The 25,240-nt window shown below is 72.5% G+C and carries 22 protein-coding genes and 1 tRNA gene; 5 read left to right on the top strand and 18 right to left on the bottom strand.

Features of this window, described 5'->3' with window-relative positions:
* Nucleotides 1-5: 5 nt before the first annotated feature.
* The gene (dcd, locus tag JSY14_RS09400; protein WP_259558585.1) at nucleotides 6-632 is read right to left on the bottom strand and encodes a dCTP deaminase; all 627 of its coding nucleotides are present in this window, start codon (nucleotides 630-632) and stop codon (nucleotides 6-8) included.
* A gap of 87 nt (nucleotides 633-719) precedes the next feature.
* Between dcd and JSY14_RS09395 the strand changes: the two genes are divergently transcribed.
* Both JSY14_RS09395 and JSY14_RS09390 read left to right on the top strand, forming a co-directional pair.
* A tRNA-Gly gene (locus JSY14_RS09395) sits at nucleotides 720-790 on the top strand.
* A gap of 68 nt (nucleotides 791-858) precedes the next feature.
* Nucleotides 859-1,449, top strand: a complete 591-nt coding sequence (locus JSY14_RS09390; RefSeq protein WP_259558584.1) for a TetR/AcrR family transcriptional regulator — start codon at nucleotides 859-861, stop codon at nucleotides 1,447-1,449.
* On the opposite strand, the gene JSY14_RS09385 is transcribed toward JSY14_RS09390, so the two are convergent.
* From JSY14_RS09385 to JSY14_RS09340, 10 genes are all read right to left on the bottom strand, one after another.
* Nucleotides 1,409-3,817: a pyrophosphatase gene (locus JSY14_RS09385; protein ID WP_259558583.1), complete on the bottom strand. Its 2,409-nt coding sequence runs from the start codon at nucleotides 3,815-3,817 to the stop codon at nucleotides 1,409-1,411. The two genes, JSY14_RS09390 and JSY14_RS09385, sit on opposite strands and share 41 nt — an antisense overlap.
* Before the next feature lie 101 nt (nucleotides 3,818-3,918).
* Nucleotides 3,919-5,877 (bottom strand): redoxin domain-containing protein, encoded by a 1,959-nt coding sequence (locus JSY14_RS09380; RefSeq protein WP_259558582.1) that lies wholly within the window; start codon nucleotides 5,875-5,877, stop codon nucleotides 3,919-3,921.
* Nucleotides 5,878-5,916: 39 nt separating this feature from the next.
* On the bottom strand, nucleotides 5,917-6,612 hold the full coding sequence (locus tag JSY14_RS09375; protein ID WP_259558581.1) for an HAD family hydrolase: 696 nt from the start codon (nucleotides 6,610-6,612) through the stop codon (nucleotides 5,917-5,919).
* Nucleotides 6,609-7,313, bottom strand: coding sequence for an HAD family hydrolase (locus tag JSY14_RS09370; protein WP_259558580.1), 705 nt, complete (start codon nucleotides 7,311-7,313; stop codon nucleotides 6,609-6,611). The genes JSY14_RS09375 and JSY14_RS09370 overlap by 4 nt, the downstream gene beginning before the upstream one ends.
* 85 nt (nucleotides 7,314-7,398) lie before the next feature.
* Entirely contained in the window at nucleotides 7,399-8,274 is an 876-nt protein-coding gene (locus tag JSY14_RS09365) for a MurR/RpiR family transcriptional regulator (protein ID WP_259558579.1), read from the bottom strand.
* On the bottom strand, nucleotides 8,271-9,254 hold the full coding sequence (locus JSY14_RS09360) for an N-acetylmuramic acid 6-phosphate etherase (RefSeq protein WP_259558577.1): 984 nt from the start codon (nucleotides 9,252-9,254) through the stop codon (nucleotides 8,271-8,273). Before JSY14_RS09360 ends, JSY14_RS09365 begins: the two co-directional genes overlap by 4 nt.
* A 100-nt stretch (nucleotides 9,255-9,354) precedes the next feature.
* Complete coding sequence (locus tag JSY14_RS09355) at nucleotides 9,355-10,803, bottom strand: glycoside hydrolase family 3 N-terminal domain-containing protein (protein WP_259558575.1); 1,449 nt, start codon at nucleotides 10,801-10,803, stop codon at nucleotides 9,355-9,357.
* Nucleotides 10,800-11,630, bottom strand: coding sequence for a carbohydrate ABC transporter permease (locus JSY14_RS09350; RefSeq protein ID WP_259559648.1), 831 nt, complete (start codon nucleotides 11,628-11,630; stop codon nucleotides 10,800-10,802). Before JSY14_RS09350 ends, JSY14_RS09355 begins: the two co-directional genes overlap by 4 nt.
* Nucleotides 11,630-12,562 carry a carbohydrate ABC transporter permease gene (locus tag JSY14_RS09345; RefSeq protein WP_259558572.1) on the bottom strand — a complete coding sequence of 311 codons (933 nt, stop codon included), beginning with the start codon at nucleotides 12,560-12,562 and terminating at the stop codon, nucleotides 11,630-11,632. Before JSY14_RS09345 ends, JSY14_RS09350 begins: the two co-directional genes overlap by 1 nt.
* Nucleotides 12,559-13,869 carry a sugar ABC transporter substrate-binding protein gene (locus tag JSY14_RS09340; protein ID WP_259558570.1) on the bottom strand — a complete coding sequence of 437 codons (1,311 nt, stop codon included), beginning with the start codon at nucleotides 13,867-13,869 and terminating at the stop codon, nucleotides 12,559-12,561. Before JSY14_RS09340 ends, JSY14_RS09345 begins: the two co-directional genes overlap by 4 nt.
* 77 nt (nucleotides 13,870-13,946) lie before the next feature.
* Between JSY14_RS09340 and JSY14_RS09335 the strand changes: the two genes are divergently transcribed.
* The 3 genes from JSY14_RS09335 (at nucleotide 13,947) to JSY14_RS09325 (ending at nucleotide 17,195) form a co-directional block, all read left to right on the top strand.
* A complete protein-coding gene (locus JSY14_RS09335; RefSeq protein ID WP_259558567.1) occupies nucleotides 13,947-14,933 on the top strand; it encodes an N-acetylglucosamine kinase in 987 nt (328 codons plus the stop codon).
* A 92-nt stretch (nucleotides 14,934-15,025) separates the two neighbouring features.
* Nucleotides 15,026-15,688, top strand: coding sequence for a DUF1345 domain-containing protein (locus JSY14_RS09330; protein WP_259558565.1), 663 nt, complete (start codon nucleotides 15,026-15,028; stop codon nucleotides 15,686-15,688).
* A gap of 94 nt (nucleotides 15,689-15,782) precedes the next feature.
* A complete protein-coding gene (locus JSY14_RS09325) occupies nucleotides 15,783-17,195 on the top strand; it encodes a flavin-containing monooxygenase (RefSeq protein ID WP_259558563.1) in 1,413 nt (470 codons plus the stop codon).
* On the opposite strand, the gene JSY14_RS09320 is transcribed toward JSY14_RS09325, so the two are convergent.
* Genes JSY14_RS09320 through JSY14_RS09290 form a run of 7 tightly spaced genes read right to left on the bottom strand, consistent with a single transcriptional unit; the run spans nucleotide 17,126 to nucleotide 25,233 of the window.
* Nucleotides 17,126-18,985, bottom strand: a complete 1,860-nt coding sequence (locus tag JSY14_RS09320) for a copper resistance D family protein (protein WP_259558561.1) — start codon at nucleotides 18,983-18,985, stop codon at nucleotides 17,126-17,128. The genes JSY14_RS09325 and JSY14_RS09320 overlap by 70 nt on opposite strands.
* Before the next feature lie 53 nt (nucleotides 18,986-19,038).
* A complete protein-coding gene (locus JSY14_RS09315) occupies nucleotides 19,039-19,470 on the bottom strand; it encodes a fluoride efflux transporter FluC (RefSeq protein ID WP_259558560.1) in 432 nt (143 codons plus the stop codon).
* The gene (locus JSY14_RS09310; RefSeq protein ID WP_259558558.1) at nucleotides 19,470-20,060 is read right to left on the bottom strand and encodes a fluoride efflux transporter FluC; all 591 of its coding nucleotides are present in this window, start codon (nucleotides 20,058-20,060) and stop codon (nucleotides 19,470-19,472) included. Before JSY14_RS09310 ends, JSY14_RS09315 begins: the two co-directional genes overlap by 1 nt.
* A 37-nt stretch (nucleotides 20,061-20,097) precedes the next feature.
* Nucleotides 20,098-21,558, bottom strand: a complete 1,461-nt coding sequence (locus JSY14_RS09305) for a dihydrolipoamide acetyltransferase family protein (protein WP_259558556.1) — start codon at nucleotides 21,556-21,558, stop codon at nucleotides 20,098-20,100.
* A gap of 55 nt (nucleotides 21,559-21,613) precedes the next feature.
* Entirely contained in the window at nucleotides 21,614-22,597 is a 984-nt protein-coding gene (locus tag JSY14_RS09300; RefSeq protein ID WP_259558554.1) for an alpha-ketoacid dehydrogenase subunit beta, read from the bottom strand.
* The gene (locus tag JSY14_RS09295; protein ID WP_259558553.1) at nucleotides 22,594-23,748 is read right to left on the bottom strand and encodes a thiamine pyrophosphate-dependent enzyme; all 1,155 of its coding nucleotides are present in this window, start codon (nucleotides 23,746-23,748) and stop codon (nucleotides 22,594-22,596) included. Before JSY14_RS09295 ends, JSY14_RS09300 begins: the two co-directional genes overlap by 4 nt.
* Before the next feature lie 42 nt (nucleotides 23,749-23,790).
* The gene (locus JSY14_RS09290) at nucleotides 23,791-25,233 is read right to left on the bottom strand and encodes a sulfatase family protein (RefSeq protein ID WP_259559647.1); all 1,443 of its coding nucleotides are present in this window, start codon (nucleotides 25,231-25,233) and stop codon (nucleotides 23,791-23,793) included.
* Between the last annotated feature and the right edge of the window lie 7 nt (nucleotides 25,234-25,240).

The raw sequence follows: 25,240 nt of genomic DNA, 5'->3' as shown, positions 1-25,240 counted from the left end.
CGATGTCAGTCCTCGGACGGCTCGGGATCGGTGCTGGGCTCAGCAGCGGGATCCGTGGGGATCACGGTGCGGTGGAAGTTCAGGTAGGAGCGGGAGGCCGTGGGACCACGCTGACCGTGGTACCGGTTGAGATTCCCCTCGGTGCCGTAGGGGCGCTCGGCGGGGCTCGACAGCCGGAAGAAGCACAGCTGTCCGATCTTCATCCCCGGCCACAGCGCCACCGGCAGCGTCGCCATGTTCGACAGTTCCAGGGTGATGTGCCCCATGAAGCCGGGGTCGATGAACCCGGCGGTGGAGTGCGTCAACAGACCCAGCCGCCCCAGAGAGCTCTTCCCCTCCAGCCGGGCGGCGATGTCCTCCGGCAGGGTCACCTGCTCGTAGGTGGAGGCCAGCACGAACTCGCCCGGGTGGAGCATGTACGGCTCCTCCGGATCGACCGCGACCTCCCGGGTCAGCGACTCCTGGTTCCGGGCCGGGTCGATCATGGCGTACTTGTGGTTGTCGAACAGGCGGAAGAACCGGTCGATGCGCACGTCCACGGAGGCCGGCTGGATCATGTCCGGGTCGTAGGGGGTTAGGCGCACGCGACCGGCGTCGATCTCGGCGCGGATGTCACGATCGCTCAGGAGCACGGGCCCAGGATATCGGGCCGACGATTCGCCAGCTCGCGCTCTCGCGGGGTAGACTCTCGGACGCCTGACCGGCACCGCCGGTCGTTCGCGGGTGTAGTTCAATGGTAGAACTTCAGCTTCCCAAGCTGACAGCGCGGGTTCGATTCCCGTCACCCGCTCCGGACAGGCTCCCTGCTGCGGCAGGGAGCCTTTCTCCTTTCCGCGTCACCGTGAGGAAGCCCATCGCATGCCCCGCATCTCCGGCCGGACCCTTGCCGAGCACCGCGACCGTGTGCGTCGTCGGGTCTTCGACGCCCTGGGTGAACTGCTGTCCGAGCACGACTACGAGGACCTGACCTTCGCGCAGATCGCGCAGGCTGCTGGCGTCGGGCGCACGGCGATGTACAACCACTTCCCCGACAGGTCGGTGCTGCTGGCGGAGTATGCGCTGCAGGAGACCACCGACTACCTGGAGCGGCTGCGGGCGGGGATCGCGGGAGCAGACGACCCCACCCAGGAGCTTCGGCTGTACGTGCGCACCCAGGTGGAGCTGAACGACGCCTTCCACATGCCCGGCGGTGGGGCGATCCGCACGCCTCTGCCGGCGGAGACCGCGGTGCGGATGCGGGAGCATGTCCTGCTGATCGAGGACGTGCTGCGGCAGATCCTCCACCGGGGCATCGAGGCCGGGGAGTTCCGCACCGACCTGGCCGTGGATCCCACGATCCGGATCATCCACGCCCTGCTGATCGGCCGCCCGACGGCATCGCGGGAGGATCCCCCCGCGCTGGAGGAGTTCATCGTCCGCGGCGTCCTCGCGGCAACCCCGGTCGACTGACGCGGCCACGCCCGGACCCCTCCGCCTGCTCGGCTGTGCCGAACAGCGGTGCGGGAACCTCGGAGGCGTCGTCCTCGAGGTCGGGTTCGGCAGTGGAGGCGGCGTAGACCGCAGCACCACCGAGGAGGGCCAGGGCCAGCAGGGCGATCCCGGCGCGGAGGAACACGTCGACGGTGCCGGCGTACCAGGCGACCGTCAGCGGTACCAGCAGCGAGGCGACCAGGGCGGAGGCGAGCGCCCCGACGGCGAGGGCCGGCCCCAGGGCGCCGCGCAGCGCCCCGGCGGTGGCGACGGTGCCGAGCGCCCCGGAGTGCGCCCAGGACCCGCGCCCGCCGAAGCGACCGGCCTCGATCAGTTCGAGGGCCCGCTCGGCGGCGATCACCAGCTGGGTGGACCACAGGCTGAGCGCCACCGCCCCGCACAGGGCCACCGCCGCATACGCGACGAGGGCGGCGGGACCTGCCGCGCCCGCGACCATCACCGGCAGCAGCACCGCCGCGACGAGCACCAGGGTGGCGGCGCGGCGGGCACCGGGCAGCACATCCACCAGGGGCAGTCGGCCGGTGTCGTCCAGCAGGGCGGTGCGGGTGTCGACGACGGCCCCGGCGCCGAGGCGGCGGCCGATCTCCAGCACCGAGGCGACCTGGACCAGAAGCATCACCACGCCGAACAGCACACCCGCCGCGACGAACGGGGAGGCGACGGAGGCGTCGTGGATGGCCCGGTCCTCCCACACGGTCTCCGCCCGGGACCCGGCGGCGATCACCGCCTGCATCGCCCCGAGCACGCCGAGACCGACGAGAGCCTGTCCCACCGCGAGCGGGGCGGCGGTCTCGGAGTCGCCATGGCGCACCACCCCGCGGTGGTCCTCCTCCAGGCGCGGATCGTCGAGCAGTTCCGCGGCGTGGGCAGGGGCCGCGTGGGCGACGACCACCAGCAGCGCACCGAGCGCGGCGACCGCGAGCAGCGCCGAGCGCAGGGCCTCCACCCCGGCGGAGGCACCGGCCACCCCGGCCGCGAGCAGCGCCAACGGCACCAGCACGAGAGCGGCCCCGAGAGCGGCGCGGCCGGCGGCGGCCAGCAGCCCGAGAGCACCGCCGGTGCGGCTGGTGCGGGCCACCAGCAGGGACCGTCCGCTGTCGCGGCCGGCCATCGCGGCGGTGAGGATCAGGGCCAGCAGCGCCAGGAGGGCACCCGCGAGCAGCGACCCGGCCACGAGCGCCGCCGGTGAGGTGCCGTACAGGGCGAGCACGTCCAGCAGGGCGGTGTCGTCCCGGGCATCGGAGGTCTGGGCGACGAAGGAGCCGAGGTCGCCGCGGCTCTGGAGGATCTGCGGTTCCAGGGACTCCCGCGGCACCCGCTGACCACCGGTGATGCTGGGGTCGGTGAAGTCGGCCATCCCGGCCTGCCGGAACCGCAGGTCCTGATACTCGGAGGGGATCACAAGGCCCAGCCAGGCCGCGAGCGCGCCGACCGGCAGCAGGGTGGCGATGAGAGCGCGCACGCGCAGGGCGTCGCCCTCGCGCCCGCGGGTGCCCTGCAGCGGCAGCAGCGCCACGACCAGCGATGCCACCAGTGCCAGCAGCAGTCCGGCGGCGGCGGTCAGCACGGCCTCGGCCGCGAGCACGGGGGTGCCGAGGGCGGCGGTGAGCCCCACGGCGGCGGTGGTGAGGACGGTCAGGTCGGCAGCGCGGACGGGACCACGTCGCAGCAGGTCGGCGTCCCGCAGATGCGAGGCGCCGAGGTTGCGCGGGTCGTGGCGGTCGAGATCGTTCTCCTGGGTGCCGGCCAGCAGCGTGGCGGCGGACCCGGCGGAGTGGGCGGCGGCGGTGGCCGCATGCAGCGCCAGCGCCCCGAGGGCGGTGCCGACGGTGAGGGCGATGAGGGCGGAGCCGGCGGTGGCACGCACGCTCCACCACAGGGCGAGGATCGGCACGGCGGGCACCGCCACCGAGGTCGCAGCCACGAGACCGCCCAGCCGCGGAACCAGGCCGAGGCGGCGGTCCGCGGCGAGGCCCTGGGCGCGCCACAGCAAGCGACCCGTCAGGGCCGCGGAGATCACCGGCAGGAACAGACCCACGAGCAGCAGCCCGGCCCGCACCAGCCGTCCGTCCAGCGGTCCGTTCTGCGCCAGCAGCAGCAGGGCCGCAAGGGGCACACCGATCCAGCCGAGGGCGGAGGCGACCGCGCCGAGCAGACCCCCCAGCCGCGCCGCGGATTCCGGTCGCAGCTGCGGGTCGTCGGGATCGGTGGCCAGGCGGCGCGGCAGGATGACCGCAGCGGCGAGCACGCCGACGGTCACCACCGACGTGATCAGGAGGGTCCAGGCGATGTCATCGCCGAGGGGATAGGTGGCGAGGAAATCCACGGGTGAAGCTCCCTGGAACAGGTCGGGGTGGGTCGGAGATCAGCAGCAGGGATCGGCAGCCGGCATCAGAGACGGCGGATTCGGCCGGGTCGCCGCGGCGGTCAGCCCAGCAGGGCCAGGTCCAGATGGTCGGGACCACCGTCGACGACGCGGAACGGCACACCCCAGTCCTGCTGGTGCATGTGACAGGCGGGGAATTCGACGGACGGGTCGGCGTCGCAGCTGGCCGCGCGGGCGTTCACATGCAGTACACCCTCGGTAAGCTCCGGGTCCAGCTCGATCGTCCGCTCCAGCTCGGTGGAGGTCCCCCCGCCGCTGCGGAGCATCCCCCTGGGGGTGGTGCTGATGCTCACCTGGGTGGAGGGGCCGAGGGAGTCGTCGAGCTTGTGACCGGGCGGCGGGGTGAACGTCACCCGCACCCGCAGCGGGCCGGGGCCGATCTCGGTGACGGGCCGTTCGGAACGACGGGCACCCTCGTCGATCACCTGCTCGGCGGCCTTGGCGATGGACACCCAGGTGAGGCGGTGGGCGCCGGATTCGACGACGACCAGCTGGCCGATGCCGTCGACGGGCACTCCGACCACCGCACCGGAGGGTTCGGCGAGGTCCGTGGCGACGGTGACGACACTCCCGGCGGTCTCGTCGATCAGACGGATCGCCCCGTTGTAGGTGTCGCTGACGGCGATGCGGCCGTCGGGCAGAGCGGTCACCCCGAGCGGATGCTGCAACCGGGCACCCTCCAGTGGCCCGTCGACATGTCCGAAGTCGAACAGCCCCTCCCCCACCAGGGTGCGGACGGTGAAGGTCTGCGGGTCGATCACCCGCACCGCGGAGGTCTCCGAATCGGCGATGACGATCCGGCCGTCGGGCAACTCATCGGCGCCGGAGGGCTGCGCCCACCAGGAGCGGACGAGGGCGCCGTCGACGAGGCCCTCCTGGGTGGTGCCGCCGAGCACCGCGAGGGCACCGCGCCGCGGATCGAAGGTCCAGATCTGGTGGATGCCCGCCATGGTGATCACCACGGAGTTCAGCACCGACGACCAGGTGAGGTCCCACGGGGTCGACAGGTCGAAGGTGAGGGGGTCACCGCCGCCGACGGGCAGCTGGCGGCCCTGCATCCACTGGGTGCCGCTGCCGGCGACGGTGGTGACGGTGGTGGCGCTGCGGCCGCGCAGCAGCCGGTTGCGCCCCAGGCGGATGCCGCGCAGGCGATGGTTGGCCGTGTCGGCGACGAGCAGGTCGTACCCGGCGGCGTCGGCGACGTCCTCCGGCAGGGCCACGATGCCGTTGGGTTCGGCGAAGGCGGCCTCCTCGGCCTCGCCGTCCGCGTAGCCGCGACGGCCGGAGCCGATCACCTCGTCGACGGTGACACCGTCGTCGGCGAACACCACCAGGCGATGCTGACCGGCGTCGGAGACGACGAGTCGACCGTCGTCCAGGCGCACCACCTTCGACGGGTACCGCAGCGGCTGCTCGGTACGGGCCTCGAGCACCGTCGGGGCCGGGCCGCGGACGAGGGAGCCGTCGGCCTCGCCCTCGGCGACGAGCCGGCCGATCAGGGCATCGAGGTTCTCGGCATGCCCTTCCCCGGAGAGGGTGGAGGCGATGCGGCCGTGGGTGTCGAGCACCACCAGGGTGGGCCAGGCGCGGGCGCCGTACTCACTCCAGGTGCGCAGCTCGGGGTCGTCGAGCACGGGGTGCGTGACCTCGTAGCGCTCGACGTTCGCGGCGAGCGCGTCGGGGTCCTTCTCGAACTCGAACTTCGGGGAGTGGACGCCGATGACGACCATCTCCTGCGCCCACTTCTCCTCCACGGGCCGCAGTTCGTCGAGCACGTGCAGGCAGTTCACGCAGCAGAAGGTCCAGAAGTCCAGCACGACGACCTTGCCGCGCAGCTGCTCCAGGGTGATCTCCCCGCCGCCGGTGTTCAGCCAGCCGCGGCCGCGCAGGGCACTGCCGCGCACGCGGGCGCCGGTGGCGCTGCCGGTGGGGGTGCCGTCCCCCGCGGACCCGGCGGGGCGGGCGAGGGGGGCGTCGTCATGCGAGGGGGTCTGGGTCATGCGCCCCATTCCATCACGATCACCGCCCTGTGCGGCGGGTCACCAGCTGCGGATCCACTCGTGCAGGGCGGGGTCGTCCAGCGAGGAGAGCCGCACGTGGGCACCGGGCACGTCGCCATCGACCGGGGGGACGGCCAGCAGCCGCAGCCCGGCCGCGAGCACCGCCCGGCCGCCGAGGGCGGAGTCCTCCACCCCGAGGGCCTGCTCAGGGGTGGCGCCGAGCGCGGCGACCGCCGCGGCGTACATGTCCCCGGCGGGTTTCGGGTTCTCGACGGTGTCGGCGGACTGCAGGGTGCTGAAGGCGTCGATCAGGCCGGTGCGGGTCAGCTTGTCGACCAGGGCCTCATGCCAGGAGTTGGAGGCGCAGCCGATCGGCACCTTCGCGGCGATCGCCCGGACGGTCTGCTCGGCGCCGGGGAGCAGGTCGAGGTCGGCGCGCAGGTCCTCCTCGAAGCGGCTCTTCAGCTCGGGGAGCACCTGGTCCAGGTCACGGCCGGAGGCGCGGGCGATGATGGCGGCGGCATCCTCGACGGTGGTGCCGACGATGGCGGCGTCATCCTCGGGGCTGAGGGTGGTGCCGTAGCGCTCCAGGATGGTGCGCTGGGTGCCGTTCCACACCGATTCGGTGTCCATCAGCAGGCCGTCGCAGTCGACGACGACGGCGGAGGGGGTCCAGTCACCGAAGGCGCGGCGCAATGGGTTGTCCGGGTGGGGCCGACGGTCGGGGGCGGTCATCGGGTCACCGTCCAGGTGCGCACCCAGTCGTGGAGCTGCGGGTCGGCGAGGGATTCGAGGGTGCGGGGTGCGGCGGGATGCTGCCCGGGGATGGACGGCACCGCGATCAGCTGCAGCCCCGCGTCGACGGCGGCGCGGGCACCGGTCTCGGAGTCCTCGAAGCCGAGGGTGTCGGCGGGGGCGGCACCGAGCAGCTGAGCCGCATGCGCATACATGTCGGGGGCCGGCTTGGGGCGGGCGACGTCCTCGATGGCGACACTCGCGTCGATCATGGGGGCGAGCCCGAGACGCTCCAGTTTGAGGTCCAGCAGCTCCCGCGGTGAGTTGGATGCGACCGCGACGGGTTTGCGCTCGCTGATCAGGGCGATCAGATCCACCACACCGGGAAGCGGCACCAGCTCGTGGTCGACGGAGGTGCCGTGGCGCTGGCGCAGGTCGTGCGCCACCTGTTCGGGGGTGCGGCCGACCGCCTCGGCGAGGACCGCGAGGACCACCTCGGCGCTGCCGCCGGTGATGCGGCGGCGCACGTCGTCGTGGAGTTCGACCTCGTGCTCGCGCAGGTAGGCGGTCTGGGCCTCGACCCACCGGCCCTCGGTGTCGACGAGCACGCCGTCGCAGTCGAAGACGACGGCGGCGGGCTCCCAGCGGGGCGGCCAGTGATCGAGGGGGGACGGGGCGGGGGCGGGCGCGGCGTCGGTCATATCACCCCAGCGTAGGGGTGGCCCTGGGCATCTCCCTGCTCGCGGAACGCCACCACCGGCGGCGGTCACGCTCCCCGGCCCGCGATCACGGAAGGCGCAGGCTCTCCACCGCGGTGCGGGTGCGTCGCAGCGCCTCCCGGCCGAGGTCGGGCAGGCCCTGAGCGACAGCGACGAACACGCAGTCCACGGCGGTGAGCTGAGCGATGCGAGAGGCGGTCGCACCGGAACGCACCGCCGATTCCTGGGCGGAGGTGATGAGCACCTGGTCGGCCCGCCGCGCCAGGGGGCTTCCGGCCGAGCCGGTGATCGCGACACGGAAGGCCCCCTGGTCACCGGCGATCCGCAGCGCCGTGACCAGTTCCTCGGTACGGCCGGAGTGGGACAGTGCCACCACCGCGTCCTGCGGACCGAGCAGCGCGACCGCAGGCAGGGAGTCGTGGGGGCCCAGGTGCATGTGGGCGGGCAGGCCGATCCGGGCGAGTTTCTGCCCCAGATCCGCGGCGGCGAGGGCGGAGGCGCCGGCGCCGACCACCACGATCCGGCGGGCGCCGCGCAGGTGCTCGGCGACCACCTCGAGGGACGCCAGATCCAGCGCCCGGGCGGTGTCGAGCACGGCTCGGGAGTCGGCGGCGGCGATCTTCCCCACCACGGTGGCGAGATCGTCGTCGGGGTCGATGTCCCCGGTCTCGGGTCCGTCGGCACCCCGCACCCGGGTGGAGACCGCGTCGTCGTGGAGGCGGAACCGGAGGTCGCGATAGCCGGTGTACCCGAGCTCATGGGCGAAGCGCACCACGGTCGCCTCGGAGCAGCCGGCCGATTCCGCCAGTTCGCTGATGGTCATCCCCGCCGCCGTCGGAGGGTCGGCGAGGATCACATCGGCCAGCCGTTGCAGCGCCGGCTGCAGGTCGTCGCGCAGGCTGCGCAGACGGACGGTGACGGGCGCGTCAGCGGCGGCGGTCATCTCAACTCCTCCACGGCGGTGCGGATCCCGGCGGGATCCCCGATGCGGTCGGGGTCCTTGGCGTGCCGGGCCACGGCGGGTGCGGCGGTGGCGGCATCGACCCCGGCGAGCAGCGCCACGAGCGCCACCCGCACCGATCCTCCCGCATCCTCCAGCATCGCGGCGGCATCCTCGGTGCTGCGCCCCGTGGCCTGCACCAGCATCCGCACGGTGCGGGCGACGAGCTTCTCGTTCGTCGGCCGCACGTCGATCATAAGGTTCTCGTAGGTGGTGCCGAGCCGCACCATCGTCGCGGTGGACAGCGTGTTCAGGGCGATCTTCTGGGCCGTCGCGGCCTTCATCCGGGTGGATCCGGTGACGACCTCCGGGCCGACGTCCAGCAGCACGGCGATGTCGGCGATCTCGGCGAGCGGCGCCCGCGGGTTGGCGGCGATCAGTGCAGTTCCGGCCCCCAGGTCTCGGGCCTGCTGCAGGGCTCCGCGCACGAACGGGGTGCGGCCGCTGGCGGCGAGGCCGATGACGAGGTCGGCGGCGGTGCACTGCTGCCGGACCACGCGGGCGCCGCCCTCGGGGTCGTCCTCGGCTCCTTCGACGGCGCGCATCATGGCCTCCGGTCCGCCGGCGAGGTGCGCGGTGACCATGTCCTCGGTGGCGTTGTAGGTGGGCACCAGTTCCACGGCGTCGAGCACCCCGAGCCGGCCGGAGGTCCCCGCCCCGACGTAGTGGACGGTGCCGCCGCCATCGATGGTCTCGACGCAGCGGGCGGCGAGTGCGGCCAGTGCCCCGGACTGCGCCTGCACAGCGGCGACGACGGTGGCGTCCTCGGCGAGGATCCGCGCCACCAGCTCCTCCTCCCCGAGGGTGTCGAGATCCCGGGTGCGGGGGTTGCGCTCCTCCGTGGGCGAGTCCAGGCGCACCAGGTCCCGCCAGGTCTCCCCGGCGGGAGCGGGGGCAGTCCGGGAATCGGATGACGTGGTCACAGGACCTCCAGGGTTCTCGACGATCGGGACGACGGCGGGACTCCCCCGCGGCACCGCGTCGGCCCGGGGCCGGCAGCGGCGGGGGTGACACCGTTCCCGCTCAGCCGAGGCCCGTCACGGCGGCGCGCATCATCGCGCGCCCGGCACCGAAGCTGAGGATCACGCGGTCGTGCTCCGGTGCGGCGGCGGGCACCCCGGTGTGGACGATGATCGCCGCCGGATGCCGCTCCAGGGTGCGGTCCAGGGCGGCCCGTTCCTCGGCGTCGCTGCGCGGCAGGCGCGTGAGCACCAGCACCAGGTCGGCATCGGCGGGGCCGACGATCCGACGCCCGGCCTCCCGCAGGGCCTCCTCGAGTTGGGGGGCGCGCGCCCCGGAGGCGTGGTCGGGGCGACGCCGCACGTCGATCACCGCCACCGAGGCGTCCTCCCCGGTGCGGCGCGAGGCCGGGCCCCGGAGCACCGCGGGGAGCGTCACGGCGCGGCGGGCGGCCTCGGCCCCCAGCTGATGGAGCGCGGTGAGGGCCTCGTCGAGCGGCGGGGCGGGGGTGGTGCGGCGGCGGGCGCGCAGGGCGGCCAGGCGGTGGCGGGTCCGGGCGGCTCGGCGGGTGAGCTCCGCGCGGGGGAGGCGCCCGTCCGCCACGGCACCGGTGAGGGCGTCGTGGGCCTCCCGCAGCATCTGCTCGTCGTCGCGGCGCAGGGAGGTGCCCAGGCACAGCAGGTCGGCACCGGCCTCCACGGCCCGCACGACCGCCTCCCGGTAGCCGGGGTCGCGGGAGACGGCGGCCATGTCGAGGGCGTCGGTGATCACGAAGGGATCGGTGCCGTCCGTGATCCCTTCCAGCAGCGGCCGGGACCAGGTGCTGATACTGGCGGGCCCCTCCCCCAGGGCCGGGACCAGGACGTGGGCGGTCATCACCGCATCGGGGGCGGGCGCCACGCGCCATGGCGCCAGGTGCGCCCGCTCGACCTGTTCGCGGGGCAGGTCGATCACCGGCAGCCCGGTGTGGGAGTCGACGGCAGTGGCGCCGTGCCCGGGGAAGTGCTTCCCGCAGGTGCCGACTCCGGCGTCTCGCAGTCCCTCGGCCGCGGCGGACGCATGGCGGGCCACCCGCTGCGGATCATCGCCGTAGGCGCGGGTGCCGATCACCGGGTTCGCGGGATCGGTGGAGACATCCAGCACCGGCGCAAGATCCAGGTCGATGTCGCAGGCGGCGAGCACCCTGCCCAGGGCGCGACCGGCACTGCGGGTGAGCTGCTCGTCGTCGATCCGTCCGAAGGCCCACGCCGTCGGCAGGGAGGAGCCGGTGCCGGCCTGCAGCCGGGTGACATCCCCGCCCTCCTCGTCGATCGCGACGACAATCTCGTCGGCGAGCCCGTGCAGCTGTCGGGCGAGGCGCCCGGCGGTGGCGGTATCGGGGGTGTTGTAGCCGAAGAGGATCACCGCGCCGAGGCCCTGCTGCACCGGTTCGTGCAGCCAGGCGGGCACCTCCGTGCCGGTGAAGGAGGCCATGAGCAGGGCCAGCACGTCGCGGTCCCAGGCGGTGCTCATCCCTTCACCGCTCCCTGCGTGAGACCGGAGGCGAGGTTGCGCTGCACCAGCACGAAGAAGATCACCACCGGCAGCGTGATGACGGTGGAGGCGGCCATCACCGCACCCCAGTCGGCGGTGTTCTGGGTGAAGAAGGTGCGCAGTCCGACACCGGCGGTGTACTTGTCGCTGTCCTGCATGAAGGTCAGCGCCACGATGAACTCGTTCCATGCCGTGATGAAGCTGAACACGCTGGTGGCGACGAGGCCGGGGGCGACCAGCGGCAGCAGCACGGAGCGGAACATGCGCCACCATCCGGCGCCGTCCACGTAGGCGGCCTCCTCCAGTTCCTGCGGCACGGCGGCGACGAACCCGCGCAGGTTCCAGATCGCGAAGGGCAGGGAGAACGCCACGTACACGATGGTCAGACCCAGCAGGGAGTTGAGCATCTGCAGCGAGCGGGCCTGCAGGAACAACGGGATGACCAGCGCCTCGAGCGGCACCATCTGGATCATCAGGATCATGATCAGCACCTGGGTACGCAGACGGAACCGGAAGCGGGCCACGGCGACGGCCGCGAACAGCGCCACCAGGCCGCTGAGCAGCACGGTGCCGAGGGCCACGATCAGGGAGACCTGGAGGTAGCGCAGGAAGTCGCCGCGCACGAACACGGTGTGGAAGTGCTCGAGCGTCAGACCCGACGGGAGCAGGCTCGCGCCGCGGGTGAGCGGAGAGGGATCCACGGCGGTGGAGGCCATCCAGTAGAAGGGGAACAGGCTCACCGTCAGCAGCGCGATGACGCCGAGCGCGCGCAGCAGGCGCCCGAGGGCGGTGGGGCGTCGGCCGATCACAGTTCCTCCTCCTTCATCAGCACCCGCATGTAGATGGCGGAGATGATCAGCAGCAGCACCGTCAGCAACACGGCGATGGTGGAGCCACGGCCGTACAGGCCCTGCCCGAAGGATTCGGTGTACGACCACACCCCGAGGTTCATGACGTCACGGTTGGCGCCGTCACCGCCGGGCATCAGGTAGATCTGGGCGAACAGCTTCATGTCCCAGATGGTCGACAGGATGATGCACACCGCGAGGATCGGCCGGATCGCGGGCAGAGTGATGCGGGTGAACTGCTGCCACCCACCGGCGCCGTCCATGGTGGCGGCCTCGTACAGCTCCCGCGGCACGGTGAGCAGCCCCGCCAGCACGGTGACGGCGATGAAGGGGAACCCGTGCTGCACCACGTTCAGCAGGGCGATGAGGTAGAACAGCCAGCGGTTGGTGAACCAGTTGTAGCTGCCCGGTTCGAACAGGCCGAGCATGCCGAGGCCCTCCGCCACGAAGCCGGAACGCGGGTCGAACAACCACACGAACACGTAGGTGCCGGTGAGGGCCGGCACCGCCCAGGCGACCATGATCGCGGTGGTGCACACGGAGCGCCACAGAGGGCTGAGGCGCTCCAGGAACACCGCGATCGCCACGCCCACCACCATCGTGACCACCACGCAGAGCACGGCGAACCCGACGGTGTTGGGCATGACCGTGGTCCACAGGAACCGATCGCCGAGGATGTCGGTGTAGTTCCGCAGGCCGATGTAGTTCGAGTCACCGCGCAGCAGGTTCCGCAGGCGGTAGTCCTGGAAGGACAGGTTGACCACGCGCGCGAGCGGCCACAGCAGCAGCACGCCGAGCACGATCAGGGCGGGGGCGAGGAGCAGCCACGGTGCGGCGCCGCGCTCGAGGCGGCGCCGCACCGGGAGGGTGCGCTGGGCGGTGGAGGTCATGCTTGGAAGATCTGGTCCATCTCCTGGGCCGCCTCATCGGCGGCCTGCTGCACCGGGGTGCCGCCGAGGATCTTCGTCAGCAGCGTCGGAAGGGTCTTCTTGCCCTCGATCTGGCCCCAGGCCGGGGTGACCGGGACGGAGGTGCCGCCCTCGCTCATCTGTTGCGCGAAGACCTTGGTGATCTCATCGCCCTCCGAGACCACCTGGTCCAGAGCCTCCTGCGACCCCGGGAAGAAGTTCGTCTCCGTGGCCCAACGGGTGGCGAAGTCGCCGGTCGCCATGAGCTTGATCAGCTCGAAGGCGAGCTCCGGCTCTTTGGTCTCAGTGAACCGACAGAGGTGAGACCCACCGAGGAAGGACCCCGCCACAGCCGAATCCTTCGCGGGGATGGTGAAGGCGACGAGCTTCTCCGCCAACTCCGGATTGTCCTGCTTCACGGTCGCCGGGACCCACGACCCCGTCACGAACATCGCGACATCGCCCTGCGTGAAGGCGGCCAGGGAATCGGTCTCCTTCCAGGTCGACGCCGCGGGGGTGGAGGAGTTGTGCTTCAGCGCGAGATCGGCGTAGAACTGCAGACCCTCGACGGCAGGAGGCTGGTTGATCGCGGCCTTCCAGGCGTCCCCGTCCTGGGTGGCGATCTCTCCGCCGGCACCCCAGACGAAGGGCATCATGGCGAACAGGCTCGCACCTGGGACCGGGAAGGGGATGAGATCGGGGTTCTTCTGCTTGAGCGTGGTGATCATGTTGAGCAGGTCGTCCCACGAGGCCGGCTGCTGGTTCACCCCGGCCGCGTCGAGGATCTCCTTGTTCGCCAGGATCGAGCGCACGCCGGCGTACCACGGCATACCGTAGAGACGCCCGTCCAGGGTGCCGGCCTCCACCAGACCAGGGACCAGATCGGCATCGAGTCCGGCCGCCTTGATGTCGTCGGTGAGGTCGTCCAGACCGCCGGCGTCGGCGAACTCGGGAGTCCAGGTCGTTCCGACCTCGGCGACATCCGGGCCGGTGCCGCCGGACATGGCGGTCACGAACTTGTCGTGCGCGCCGTCCCACGGCTGCACCTGCACATCCAGCGTCGCACCGGTGCGCTCGGTGAAGGCCTGCTTCAGTGCCTCCACGTACTCGTCGGTCTTGGCGTTGGTCCCCTCCATGATCCAGAGGGTGAGGGTCTTGCCCTTGTTGGCCTCGGTGTCGGTGGGGTCGGCACCGGAACCGGCCGAACCGCCGCTCCCGCCGCAGGCGGCGAGGGTGAGGGCGGCGGTGCCGACGGCACCGGAGGCGAGAACACGTCGTCGTGCGATCATGAGCACTCCTTGGAAGAGTTTCGGGGCAACCGTTGCGGAAGAAAGTTCCCTTCCGGGCTGCTAGGGTCGAAGTTACCATGAATCGCGTCACATCGGAGCCTCTCGTGCTCGCCGCGGATGTCGGCGGCACCTCCACGCGTGTGCTGATCGCTCCCGCCGACGCCGATCCCGCCGCCCTCCCCCTCACCGCGGACGGCGCCCCGGCACCCACCGCGAGGGGCAGCGGCGCGAACATCCGGTCCGGGGGCCTGGGCGCCCTCGGCGCCGTGCGCGCCACCACCGCCCGCGCCCTCCAGGCCCTCGGAGCCCACGGTGAGCAGGTCCGGGCGGCGGTGTTGGGGATGTCCGGCGCCGGTCCCGCCCGGCGCCGGGAGATCACCCAGCGGGTGCGGTCCGACCTCGCCGAGCTCGGCATCTCCCCCGAGGTCGTCGAGGTGCGCGACGACCTGATCACCGCCTTCCTCTCCGGTGGTGTCAGCCTGACCGGCGTCCTGCTGCTGGCCGGCACGGGTGCCGCCGCCGTGCGGGTGGACCACGGGGTCGCGGTCGCGCGCCGGGACGGCATGGGGTGGCTGCTGGGCGACGTCGGCTCCGCGGTGTGGATCGGCCGCCGGATCGTCGAAGGGGTCGCCGCCGACCTCGACCACCGCGGGCACCCGACCGAGCTCACCTCCCTGCTGCAGGCTGACCTGGGCCTCCCACGGGCCGGGTCCGCGACCACCGGCGACCCGCGCCAGGACCTCATCAGGGCGCTCGACCCCCTGCGGCCCTCGGAGCTCGGACGCTTCGCGCCCCTCGCAGCCCGCGCATCCTCCGATCCGGTGGCGCAGGGGATCCTCCACGACGCCGCCGCGCACCTGCTCGCGCATGTGGAGGCCCTCGACGGCTCCGGCACCCTGCCTGTGGTCCTCGCGGGATCCGTGGTGGCCACCGACGGTCCGGTTCGGGAGACTGTGCATCGACGGCTCGAAGCCTCCGGTCGGCGTGTGGTCACCGCCCGCGACGGTCTACTCGGGGCGTTGACCCTCGCACACCGACTGCTGCAGGAGCCCCGCCACCCATGAGTGCTCGCCCCCGTCGCGCGCCCCGCGCACCGCACCCACGCTCAGCACGCTCCCGGGCCCAGACTCTGGCGCTGCGGACGGAGTCCGGACGGTTGTCGATCGGCATAGCGGTCGCTGTCGTCCTCAGCGTGATCGTGGCCGAGTCGGTGCCGGAGTTCCGGAGCGCCTTGTGGGAAGCCCGCGTCTCGGCGGCGCTGGCACTGAGCGCTCTCATCGTCACCCTGTACGGATTCATCGAGGCGACGCTGATGATCGCCGTCTACCGCCGGCTGTCGCGGCGCGAGCTGATCATCCTGGCGCGCCGCCGACGCGCCCGCCGGGCGATCCCCCTGTACCGCTGGACCGACACCGGGAGTCCCCAGTCCGAGGCCGCACAGCTCGCCGGGGTGGCGGCCATCGGCATCGGACTGTTGCTGACCCGGCCGGACGGTCTGCCCACCGGCCTGCTGATGGCGATCGCCATCGGGTCGGTGATCATGGCGTGGATCAGTTGCGCGAGCGCCTACGCGATCGAGTACGCGGCCCTCGATGCCCACGGGGACGCCCTGGAGGTCCCCGGGGCAGCCCCACCGGACCGGGCGTTCGAGGAATACCTCCACCTCGCGATCATCGTGCAGACCACGAACGGCCCCGCCGACGTCCTGCCCCGCACGCGCGCGGCGCGGCACGCTGTGCGCACGCAGTCGATCCTCGCGTACATCACCACAACCGTGCTCATCGCCATGGGCGCCTCCGTTCTGCTGACCGCGCTGTGATGCCGGACGGGTGAGCGCCCCCGCCAGCCCAGAGCCCCAGCAGGCGCGGCCACTAGGATGTGGGCGATCTGGCCCCGTCCCCGGAAGGCTCCCCATGTCCGAGCTGCTCGACGACACGGTCCCCACGCGCGAGAAGGTCCTCGTCGTGGGTGCCGGCCCCGCCGGACTCGCCGCTGCGGCGGCGCTGAAGGCCCTCGGGGTCCCCTTCGACCTCGTCGACCGCTCCCCCGACGTCGGCGGCATCTGGCATGACGACCGGGTTGACACCCCGGTGTGGTCCGCGATGGAGATGATCTCCTCCACCGCGTTCACGCAGTACGAGGACCTGCTGCAGCCGGCCTCCTACCCCGCGTTCCTCAACCCCGCCCAGATGGCGAAGTACCTGCGCGCCTACGCGGCCCGGTACAACCTCACCGACCATTTCCAGCCGCGCACCGAGGTGGAGCACGCCCGCCCCTTCGAGGAGGGCCGCTGGCAGGTGACGCTGTCCAACGGGCGCATCGACGTCTACCGCGCGATCGTCGCGGCACACGGCATCGCCTCCCGCCCGCATGTGCCCGAGTGGGCCCAGGGGGCTGACCCGGAGCGGGTGATCCACGCCTGGCAGTGGACCGGCAGCGCCGGCCTGGAGGGCCGCCGCGTGCTGGTCGTCGGGTCCGGTCAGTCCGCCGCTGACATCGCCGTCGACGCCGCCCGTCGGGCTCAGGAGGTCCGCTGGTCGGCCCGCAGTGGCCACTGGGTGGTGCCCCGCACCGTCGGCCCCCTCCCGGGGGACGTCGTCGCCTCCCGGGAGCCCGCCCTGCTGGGCCGACTCAACACGACCATCGCCGATGCCGCCATCGGGCGTCTCGCCGGGAACCCGGCATCGGTGGGCCTGCCGGCCCCCCGCGCCTCCGTGCTGGAGGACCGGGTCATCGTCTCCGACGACGTGCTGGACCGGGTGCGCGAGGGCCGCATCACCCCCGTCGCCGATGTGCGGGACCTCGCCGCGGACGGCACCGTCACCCTCACCGACGGTGCCACCTGGACGCCCGACCTGATCGTGCTGGCCACCGGGTACGAATCCGGGGCCGACTACCTCGATGAGGACGTGCTGCCGACCACCGCCGACGGCGCCCCCGACCTGTTCCTCGGCGCCTTCCCCCGCCACCGCGACGACCTCGTGGTGCTGGGGCAGGTGCGGGTCAACGGCGGGGTGCTGCCGGTGCTCGTGGAGCAGGCCGACATCGCCGCGTACTTCCTCCACGCCGTCGCCACCGGTGACCCGCGCGCCGAGGATTTCCGCCGCGTCCGCTCCGGCGGCGACGCCGGGGCACTCGCGGTGGCGCATCGCCGACAGGCTCCGACGGGGCTGCGGGGCCGTGTGCGCCGGGGGCTGGAGTCGGCGCGCCGTCAGGCCCGTCGCACGCCCGCCCCGCAGGCGGTCACCGAGCGCGGTCAGCTGCCGCTGTCGGACCGGGCCGAGCTGCTGGAACGGCTGCGCGGGGTGCGCGAGATCTTCGACTGACCCGTCGTCCCCGGGGACAACGCCTGGTCGGCGTGCGCCCGCCGGATGCCCACCTGCGCGACGATCTGAGCCAGCGCCACCACGGTGAGGGCGATCGCCGCGCCGCGCCGCTGATCGACGAGGGCATCGGCCCACCAGGCCCGGCCCGTCGCACCGAACCAGGAGGGGGCGAGCACGGCGTCCCCGATCAGGGCCACCAGCAGGGCGGCGCCCAGCAGGACGGCCGGGGCGGCCACCGCCAGACGCACCGCTTCGGGGCGCCCCGGGCCTGAAGCGTACGCACGCGCCGTGAGGGCGATGCCCGCCCCCGCCAGCAGCGGCAGCACCACCAGGGCCAGATGCGCCACATGGGATCCGGCGGCGGCGCGCAGCAGCGGGGACAGCAGCGCGGCCACCTCCACCGCCGCCAGCGCGCAGGTCACCACGATCGCGGGGACAGGGCGGCCGGCGACCAGCCGGCGCAGCGGCCGCGGCACCGGCAGCAGCAGCCCGATGAGCGGACCGGCCACCGCCAGCAGCAGTGCCTGCGACACCAGGTAGGCGCTGGCGAGCACCTTCGCGTACACCGCGAGCGGCCCCGACAGCACGAGCAGCAGCACCACCGAGATCAGCGCCAGAGCCACCGCGCGAACCCTCCGCCTCGTCGCCGTGCCCCGTGCCCGCACCGCCACCAGCACGGCGAAAGCCGTCGCCGCGATCGACAGCGGCTCCGGGCGCCAGGCGGTGAGCGCGGTGGTGAGCGTGGGTTCCGGGGGCAGGGGGTACCCGGTGAGGATGGCGGCGGGGCCCAGCGGCGGCACCTCGTCGTCGGCGGGCGGCGGGGAACTCGACAGCGCGGCGGCCAGGGCGATCGCCCCCAGCATCAGGGCGATCTCCAGGGCGGCCAGGTGCCGGTACGCGGCCACTGCCTGCACCTCGCCGTCCTCCACCCGGCGGGCGAGTTCCCGGCGCTGAAGGTGGCCGAGACCTCCCAGGGCCAGCAGCAGCACGGCCTTCGCGAGAGCCAGCTGCACGTACACGCTCGTCAGCACGTCGGACGGCCCGGTCATCCGCACCGCGAGGGCCCACAGCCCGCTGGCGCCGACGGTGACCCAGCAGGCCAGGGCGAGAGCGGAGAAGCGGTGCAGCACGGCGGCGTCATCCCGGGAGCGGGCCGGCAGCAGCTGCAGCACGATGAGGCCTCCCACCCACACGCCGACGGCCACCAGGTGCAGGGCCATGGTGGAGGTCGCGACCTCATGGGCGGTGTTCCCCGCAGCATGGCCGGTCATGCCCTTCGCCGCCAGCGCCAGCACCGCCATCCCGGTGACCGCGCGCGCGAGATGCCCGGAGGTTCCGAGGATCGCCACCGCGGTGCTGGCGGCGGCGGTGATCAGCGCGATGAGCTGCCACAGCCCGAGGTCGGTGCCGAGGTAGACGCCGAGGTCGGAGCCGAAGGCCGGATCGGTCAGCGCCTGCCCGGTGGCGAGCGAGTACCCGAGGAGCAGGCCGAGCAGCTGCGCGAGGGTCCACACCCCCGCGGTGATCGCCGCGATCATGAGGGCCCGGGCCCGGTCGTGGTCCTCTCGCAGCACCCACCCGGCCAGCAGTGCCGCCCCCAGGCACAGGGATCCGGCGATGTCGGCCACCACCGCGACGGGGGCGCCACCGCGACGGGTGAGGGTGTCGGCCGCGATCAGGACGGGGTTGCCCGCCTCGGCGAGCGCCGCCGCCCCGACCGCCACGAGAGCGGCCAGCACCAGTCCGAGACACAGGGCGATGACCCGCTGGCGCAGGGGGCGGGAGGGCACGGCGGCCTCCACGGTGCTCACCTCTGCGGGCGGGGGCGTCGTCGCGCGGGGGTTCACAAGGCCACCGCCAAGCCCGCCCACAGCGCCGCCATTCCGACTCCGCAGGTCAGCAGCAGGTACCCGACGGCGCTGACGGTCGCGCCGCGACGCACCAGCGCCACCACATCCAGGATCATCGTGCTGAAGGTCGACAGGGCCCCGCAGATCCCGGTGCCGAGCAGCGCGAAGGACAGCTGCCCGATAGTCGTCGTCGGGGAGCCGAGCAGGGCCATGACCACCCCGAACAGGAAACACGCCAGCACATTCGCGGCGAAGGTCCCCCACGGCATGGTCACCGCGACACCGGGGGCGCGGCCCTCCTCTCCCGGGACGAGTCGCGGCGTGGGCGGGCGAAGGGCGGCGAGCAGCTCTCCGATCCCCCAGCGCCCCAGGGCGCCGAGCGCTCCGCCGAGGGCGACACACAGCGCCAGACCGAGCTCGAGCATCAGGAGGCCTCCTTCGCGCTCGTCGGCACCGGGTCGGTGCCGTCCCCGGCGGGGGTGCGCCGGCGGCCCAGGCGCATCCCCAGGGCCATGCCGAGGACGGCCGCCCCAAGTCCCCCGAGGACGGAGGCGTTGCCGTACCCGAAGGCGAGCAGCGGGAACCGTGAGCCGACCATCGCGGCCCACTCCAGCACCAGCAGCGACATGGTGGTGAACCCGCCGAGCATGCCGGTGCCGATCAGGGGCCGCCACCAGGCGGGCAGTCGGCGGTCGACCTCGGACCAGCCGGTGAGCAGCCCCAGCAGGAGGCACCCCAGGATGTTCGTCGCCAGGGTGTCCCAGGGGATCTCCACCAGGGTCGGGGAGAACGCGGTCGTGACGGAACGTCCCAGGGCGTAGCGCAGAAGCGCGCCGATCGCCCCACCCGCGGCGACCAGCAGCACGGTGGTGCGGCGCCGCAGCGGCACCGGCGGCGGGCCCGAGCCGATGACCTCCTCATCGCCGCGCAGATCGGCCTCGGTGAGGGCCGCCATCTCCACGGTGCGCATCCGCGGGTCGTCGCGGCGGCGGGGCGAGGAGGGGGTCGAGGTCACCGCACCAGAGTACGGGGCACGCGGCGGCGCCGAGGGGTCAGCCCCAGACCAGGCTGAGCTCCGGCCGCTCCAGCACCGCGGAGATGTCGTGCAGCAGCTGCGAGCCGAGAGCGCCGTCGATCAGTCGGTGGTCGAAGCTCAGGGACAGCTGCACCACCTGTCGCGGCACGATCTGCCCGTCCACCACCCACGGCTTCTCCTGCACCGTGCCGATGCCGAGGATCACCGACTCCCCGGGGTTGAGGATCGGGGTACCGGAGTCGATGCCGAACACCCCGAAGTTGGTGATGGTGATGGTGCCGTGGCGGGTGGCCGACAGCGGGGTGGCGCCCGCGCGGGCGGTGCGGGCGAGATCGTTGATGGCCTCGGCGAGTTCCCGCAGGGTCAGCAGGTGGGCGTCCTTGATGTTCGGCACGATCAGACCGCGCGGGGTGGCGGCGGCGATACCGAGATTCACGAAGTGCTTGTAGACGATCTCCTGGGCGTCCTCATCCCACGAGGCGTTGACCTCCGGGTTGCGGCGGATCGCCACCAGCAGGGCCTTCGCCACGACGACCAGCGGGGAGACCTTCACATCGGCCCATTCACGGTCGTGCCTCAGCCGCGCCACGAGGTCCATGGTGGCGGTGACGTCGACCTCGTTGAACACGGTGACGTGCGGGGCGGTGAAGGCGGAGGCCACCATCGCCTCCGCGGTGCGTTTGCGGACGGAACGGATCGGCACCCGGGTGGTGCGGTCGTCGCTGGTGACCCCGGCGAAGCCCTGGGCGGCGCCGGGGCCCTGCGCGGAGCTGGAGGCCATGGCGCCCTCGAGTCCCTCCGGGGCCTGCGGTGACTCGTCGGGGAAGTACGCACCGTCAGTGCCGCCGACGGCCCTCTGCTGGGCCGCCAGGACGTCCTCCCGGGTGACGGTGCCACCGGGCCCGGTCGCCAGGACATCCGCCAGGGCGATGCCGAGGTCCCGGGCGAGCTTGCGCACGGGCGGCTTGGCGAGGATCCGGTCGACGGGCACCTGGTGGTCGTCACCGGCGCGGCGGCGCCGACGCCTGGACGGGGCCGCCTCCCGGCTGCCGTAGCCGACGAGGGTCGGCGGGGCGGCGTCCTGCGCGCTCCCGGTCTGGTTCTGCGCGGCCTGGTCCTGCGGGTCACCGGGGGCCGTCGGGACCTCCGCGGCGGGCGGTTCGGCGTCAGACACCGCGGCCTCCGCACCGGCGTCATCAGGATCCGTATCCGCAGGGCTCGCGTCGTCGGCGGCGTCGGTGTCGACCTCGATCATCGGGGTGCCGACGGTGATCTCCTGCCCCACCTCGACCAGCACCGCGGTGACGCGCCCGGCCACATGGCTGGGCAGCTCCACCGCGGACTTCGCGGTCTCGACCTCGATCACCGGGTCGTTGATGCGGACGGTGTCCCCCACCGCCACCTTGAGGCTCAGCACCTCGGCCTCGGTGAGCCCCTCCCCGGGGTCGGTCAGGGCGATGCGCACGATGTTCGTCACGGTGTCCTCCGCGCGTGGGTCGAGATATCCGGTGGGTCGGGTGTCGGTCGGGCGGTCAGGCGTCGAGGGCGCGGTCGACGGCATCGAGCACGCGGTCCACGTCCGGCAGGTAGGCGTGCTCCATCCGCGCCGGCGGGTACGGCAGGTGGTACCCGCCCACGCGCAGCACCGGCGACTCCAGGTGGTAGAAGCACTCCTCGGTCACGCGGGCGGCGATCTCCCCGCCGAGTCCGCCGAAGACCGGGGCCTCGTGCACCACCACCAGGCGGCCGGTGCGCTGCACGGAGGCGGTGATGGTGGGCATGTCCAGCGGGGAGAGGCTGCGGGCGTCGATCACCTCGAGGTCGATCCCCTCGGCCTCGGCCATCTCGGCGGCCTGCATCACCAGCGGCACGCTGGGACCCCAGGCGAGTAGCGTTGCGTCCCGGCCCGGGCGGCGCACCACCGCGTCGTGCAACCCCAGCTCGGGCCGCCGGTCGGGGTCCACGTCGCCCTTCTCCCAGTACCGACGCTTGGGCTCGAGCATGATCACCGGGTCATCGGACTCGATCGCCTGACGGGTCATCCAGTAGGCGTCCTGGGCGGTGGCGGGAGCGACCACCCGCAGCCCCGCGGTGTGGACGAACAGGGCCTCGGGGCTCTCCGAGTGGTGCTCCACCGCGCCGATGCCGCCGCCGTGGGGAATACGGATCACCAGGGGCATCCGCACTCGCCCCTGGGTGCGGTTGTGCATCTTGGCGACCTGGGTGGTGATCTGGTTGTACGCCGGGAACACGAAGCCGTCGAACTGGATCTCCAGCACCGAGCGGTAGCCGCGGAAGGCGAGACCGACGGCGGCGCCGACGATCGACGCCTCGGACAGGGGGGTGTCGACCACGCGCTGGGGCCCGAATTCCGCGAGCAGACCGTCGGTCACGCGGAACACGCCGCCGAGGGTGCCGATGTCCTCCCCCATCAGCAGCACCTTGTCATCGGCGCGCATCGCATCGCGCAGACCCAGGGTGATGGCCTTGGCGATCGGCAGACGGGTCACGCTCATCGTTCCTCCTCCCCGTCGTGGGCGAGAGCCTGCCACTGCAGGAACTCCTCGCGCTCGGCCTCGACCAGGGGGTGGGGTTCGGCGTAGGGGTGGTCGAACATGACCACCGGGTCCGGGTCCTCGAGGGCGTGGATGTGGTGGTGCAGTTCCATGGCGAGGTCGTGCGCCTCCTCGTCGCAGCGGGAGATGTACGCATCGTCGATCTCGTCCAGGGAGCGCAGGTGCGCGCGCAGCCGCGCGATCGGGTCCTTCGCCGCCCACTCCTGCTCCTCGTCGCGGGTGCGGTAGCGGGTGGCGTCATCACTGGTGGTGTGCGGGGCCATGCGGTAGGTGAGGGCCTCGAGGAAGGCGGGGCCGTGACCGGCGCGGGCGCGATCCATCGCCACCCGCACCGCCGCCAGGCACGCCAGCACGTCATTGCCGTCAAGCCGGGCGGAGGGAATGCCCCAGCCCCGCGAGCGCTGGGCCAGCGGCACCCGCGACTGCACGGTGCTCGGCACGGAGATCGCCCAGTGGTTGTTCTGGGTGAAGAACACGACGGGCGCCTGGAACGACGCCGCCCAGGTGAAGGCCTCCGACACCTCGCCCTCGCTGGAGGCACCATCGCCGAACAGGGCGAGCACGGCGGTGTCCTCGGTGGCATCCCCGGTGCCGACCAGGCCGTCGCGCTGCAGCCCCATGGCGTAGCCGACGGCGTGGGGCGCCTGCGCGCCGAGCACGATCATGTACGGGTGGGTGCGCAGCTCGTAGGGGTCCCAGCCACCGTGGTTGATGCCCCGCCAGATCTGCAGGATGGTCCACGGCTCGATGCCCCGCGCCCACGCGACGCCGTGCTCACGGTAGGTGGGCACCAGGTAGTCCTGGGTGCGGGCGGCGTGCCCGGCTCCGATCTGGGCGCCCTCCTGCCCCAGCGCACTGGCCCACAGTCCCAGCTGCCCCTGACGCTGCAGGCTGGTGGCCTCGACGTCGGCGGCGCGGATCATCACCATGTCGCGGTAGTAGCCGCGCAGCGCCTCGGGGGTGTCGAGACCCTCGGCGGCGAGGGCCGCGTCGAGCTCGTCGTGCGGGGTGCGGGTGCCGTCGGGCGCGAGCAGCTGCCAGGCGGGCTCGTCGGACGCCGGCTCCGGGATGGTGGTGCGAAGAACGCTCACCCGGCCGATACTAACTTACGGTGCCGTAGGTTGCACGGGGTCTCAGGCATGCGGACCCCATTCCGGACGAGGGGTGTCCGGGCCCCGGTAGGGCTCATCCCCCAGCTCGACCTGCAACCGCGCCAGCTCCGCCCGCAGTTCCGCGACCACCGGTGCGTACGCGGGGTCGTCGACCACGTTGTGCAGCTCCAACGGGTCGACCTCTCGGTCGTACAGTTCGAACTCCTGCGGCACGATCTCGTCGGAGGACCCGGCTGCCCCCATCCCCGCCCCATAGCAGTCGATGTAGGTGTAGCGGGCGGTGCGCACCCCATAGTGGGCGGGGGCTCGGTGGTCGCAGTCCAGATGCTCCCAGTACCGGTAGTACATGGCGGTCGGCCAGTCAGCCGGGACGGTCCCCCGCAGCAGCGGCAGCAGTCTGCGGCCCTGCTGGGCGGGCAGCTCGGCCTGCGGGTCCAGCCCGGTGGCCTCCAACAGGGTCGCGGCGATGTCGACGTTCGTGGCGAGCGCCCCGACAACACCCCCGGCGGGCACCTCCCGCGGCCAGCGCACCATCATGGGCATCCGCAACGACTCGTCGAACATCAGGCGCTTGTCGTACCAGCCGTGCTCCCCGAGGAAGAAGCCCTGGTCGCTGAGGTAGATCACCAGGGTGTTCTCGGCGAGCCCCTGGGCGTCGAGCTCGTCGAGCAGGCGTCCCATGGAGTCGTCGACCGCCTGCACCGTCTGGAGGTAGTCCCTCAGGTACAGCTGATAGTTGCGGTGGGTGCGCGCCTCCCGGTTCTCCTCCCCCTGCAGCTCGGGCGGCAGCGGCTCCTTGAGGTCGTTCTCGGTGAGGTCGTCGGCGATGGTCATCCGCACCTCGCGCATCTGGCGGGAGCGGGAGGCATGGTCGTCGAACAGGGTCTCCGGCTCCGGGATGGACCCGGCCGGGTAGAGGTGGCGGTGGCGATCGTGGGGCTGCCAGTTGCGCTGCGGGGCCTTGTGATGCACCAGCAGACAGAAGGGCTGTTGCGGGTTCTCCCGTCGCTGCTCGCGCAGCCAGTCCAGTGACATATCGGTGACGATGTCGGTGGCGTAACCGGGAACCACCGCACGCCCCTCCGGGCCGATCATCACGGGATCGTGGTACTCACCCTGACCGGGGAAGATGCGCCAGGCGTCGAAGCCGCGCGGCAGCGCCTGCTCGCTCTCCCCCAGATGCCATTTCCCGAACAGGGCGGTGGCATAGCCGTGATCGTGCGGCACCTGCGGGAAGGTGGGCAGGCGATGATCGAACTCGGTGTAGATGGTGGCGGCGCCGTGCACGTGGCTGTAGGTGCCGGTGAGGATGCTGGCGCGGGAGGGCGTGCACACGGAGTTGGTGCACAGCATCGCATCGAGGCGGGCCCCCTCCTGCGCCAGACGGTCCAGGTGAGGGGTCGAGTTGAGGCCACCCCCGTAGGCGGAGATCGCCGCGGCGGCGTGGTCGTCCGACAGGACGATGAGGATG

It is taken from the genome of Brachybacterium sillae, from assembly GCF_025028335.1.
Lineage (GTDB): Bacteria > Actinomycetota > Actinomycetes > Actinomycetales > Dermabacteraceae > Brachybacterium > Brachybacterium sillae.
The sequence above is the reverse complement of the archived record's forward strand: the minus strand, read 5'-3'. Positions and strand labels throughout refer to the sequence as shown.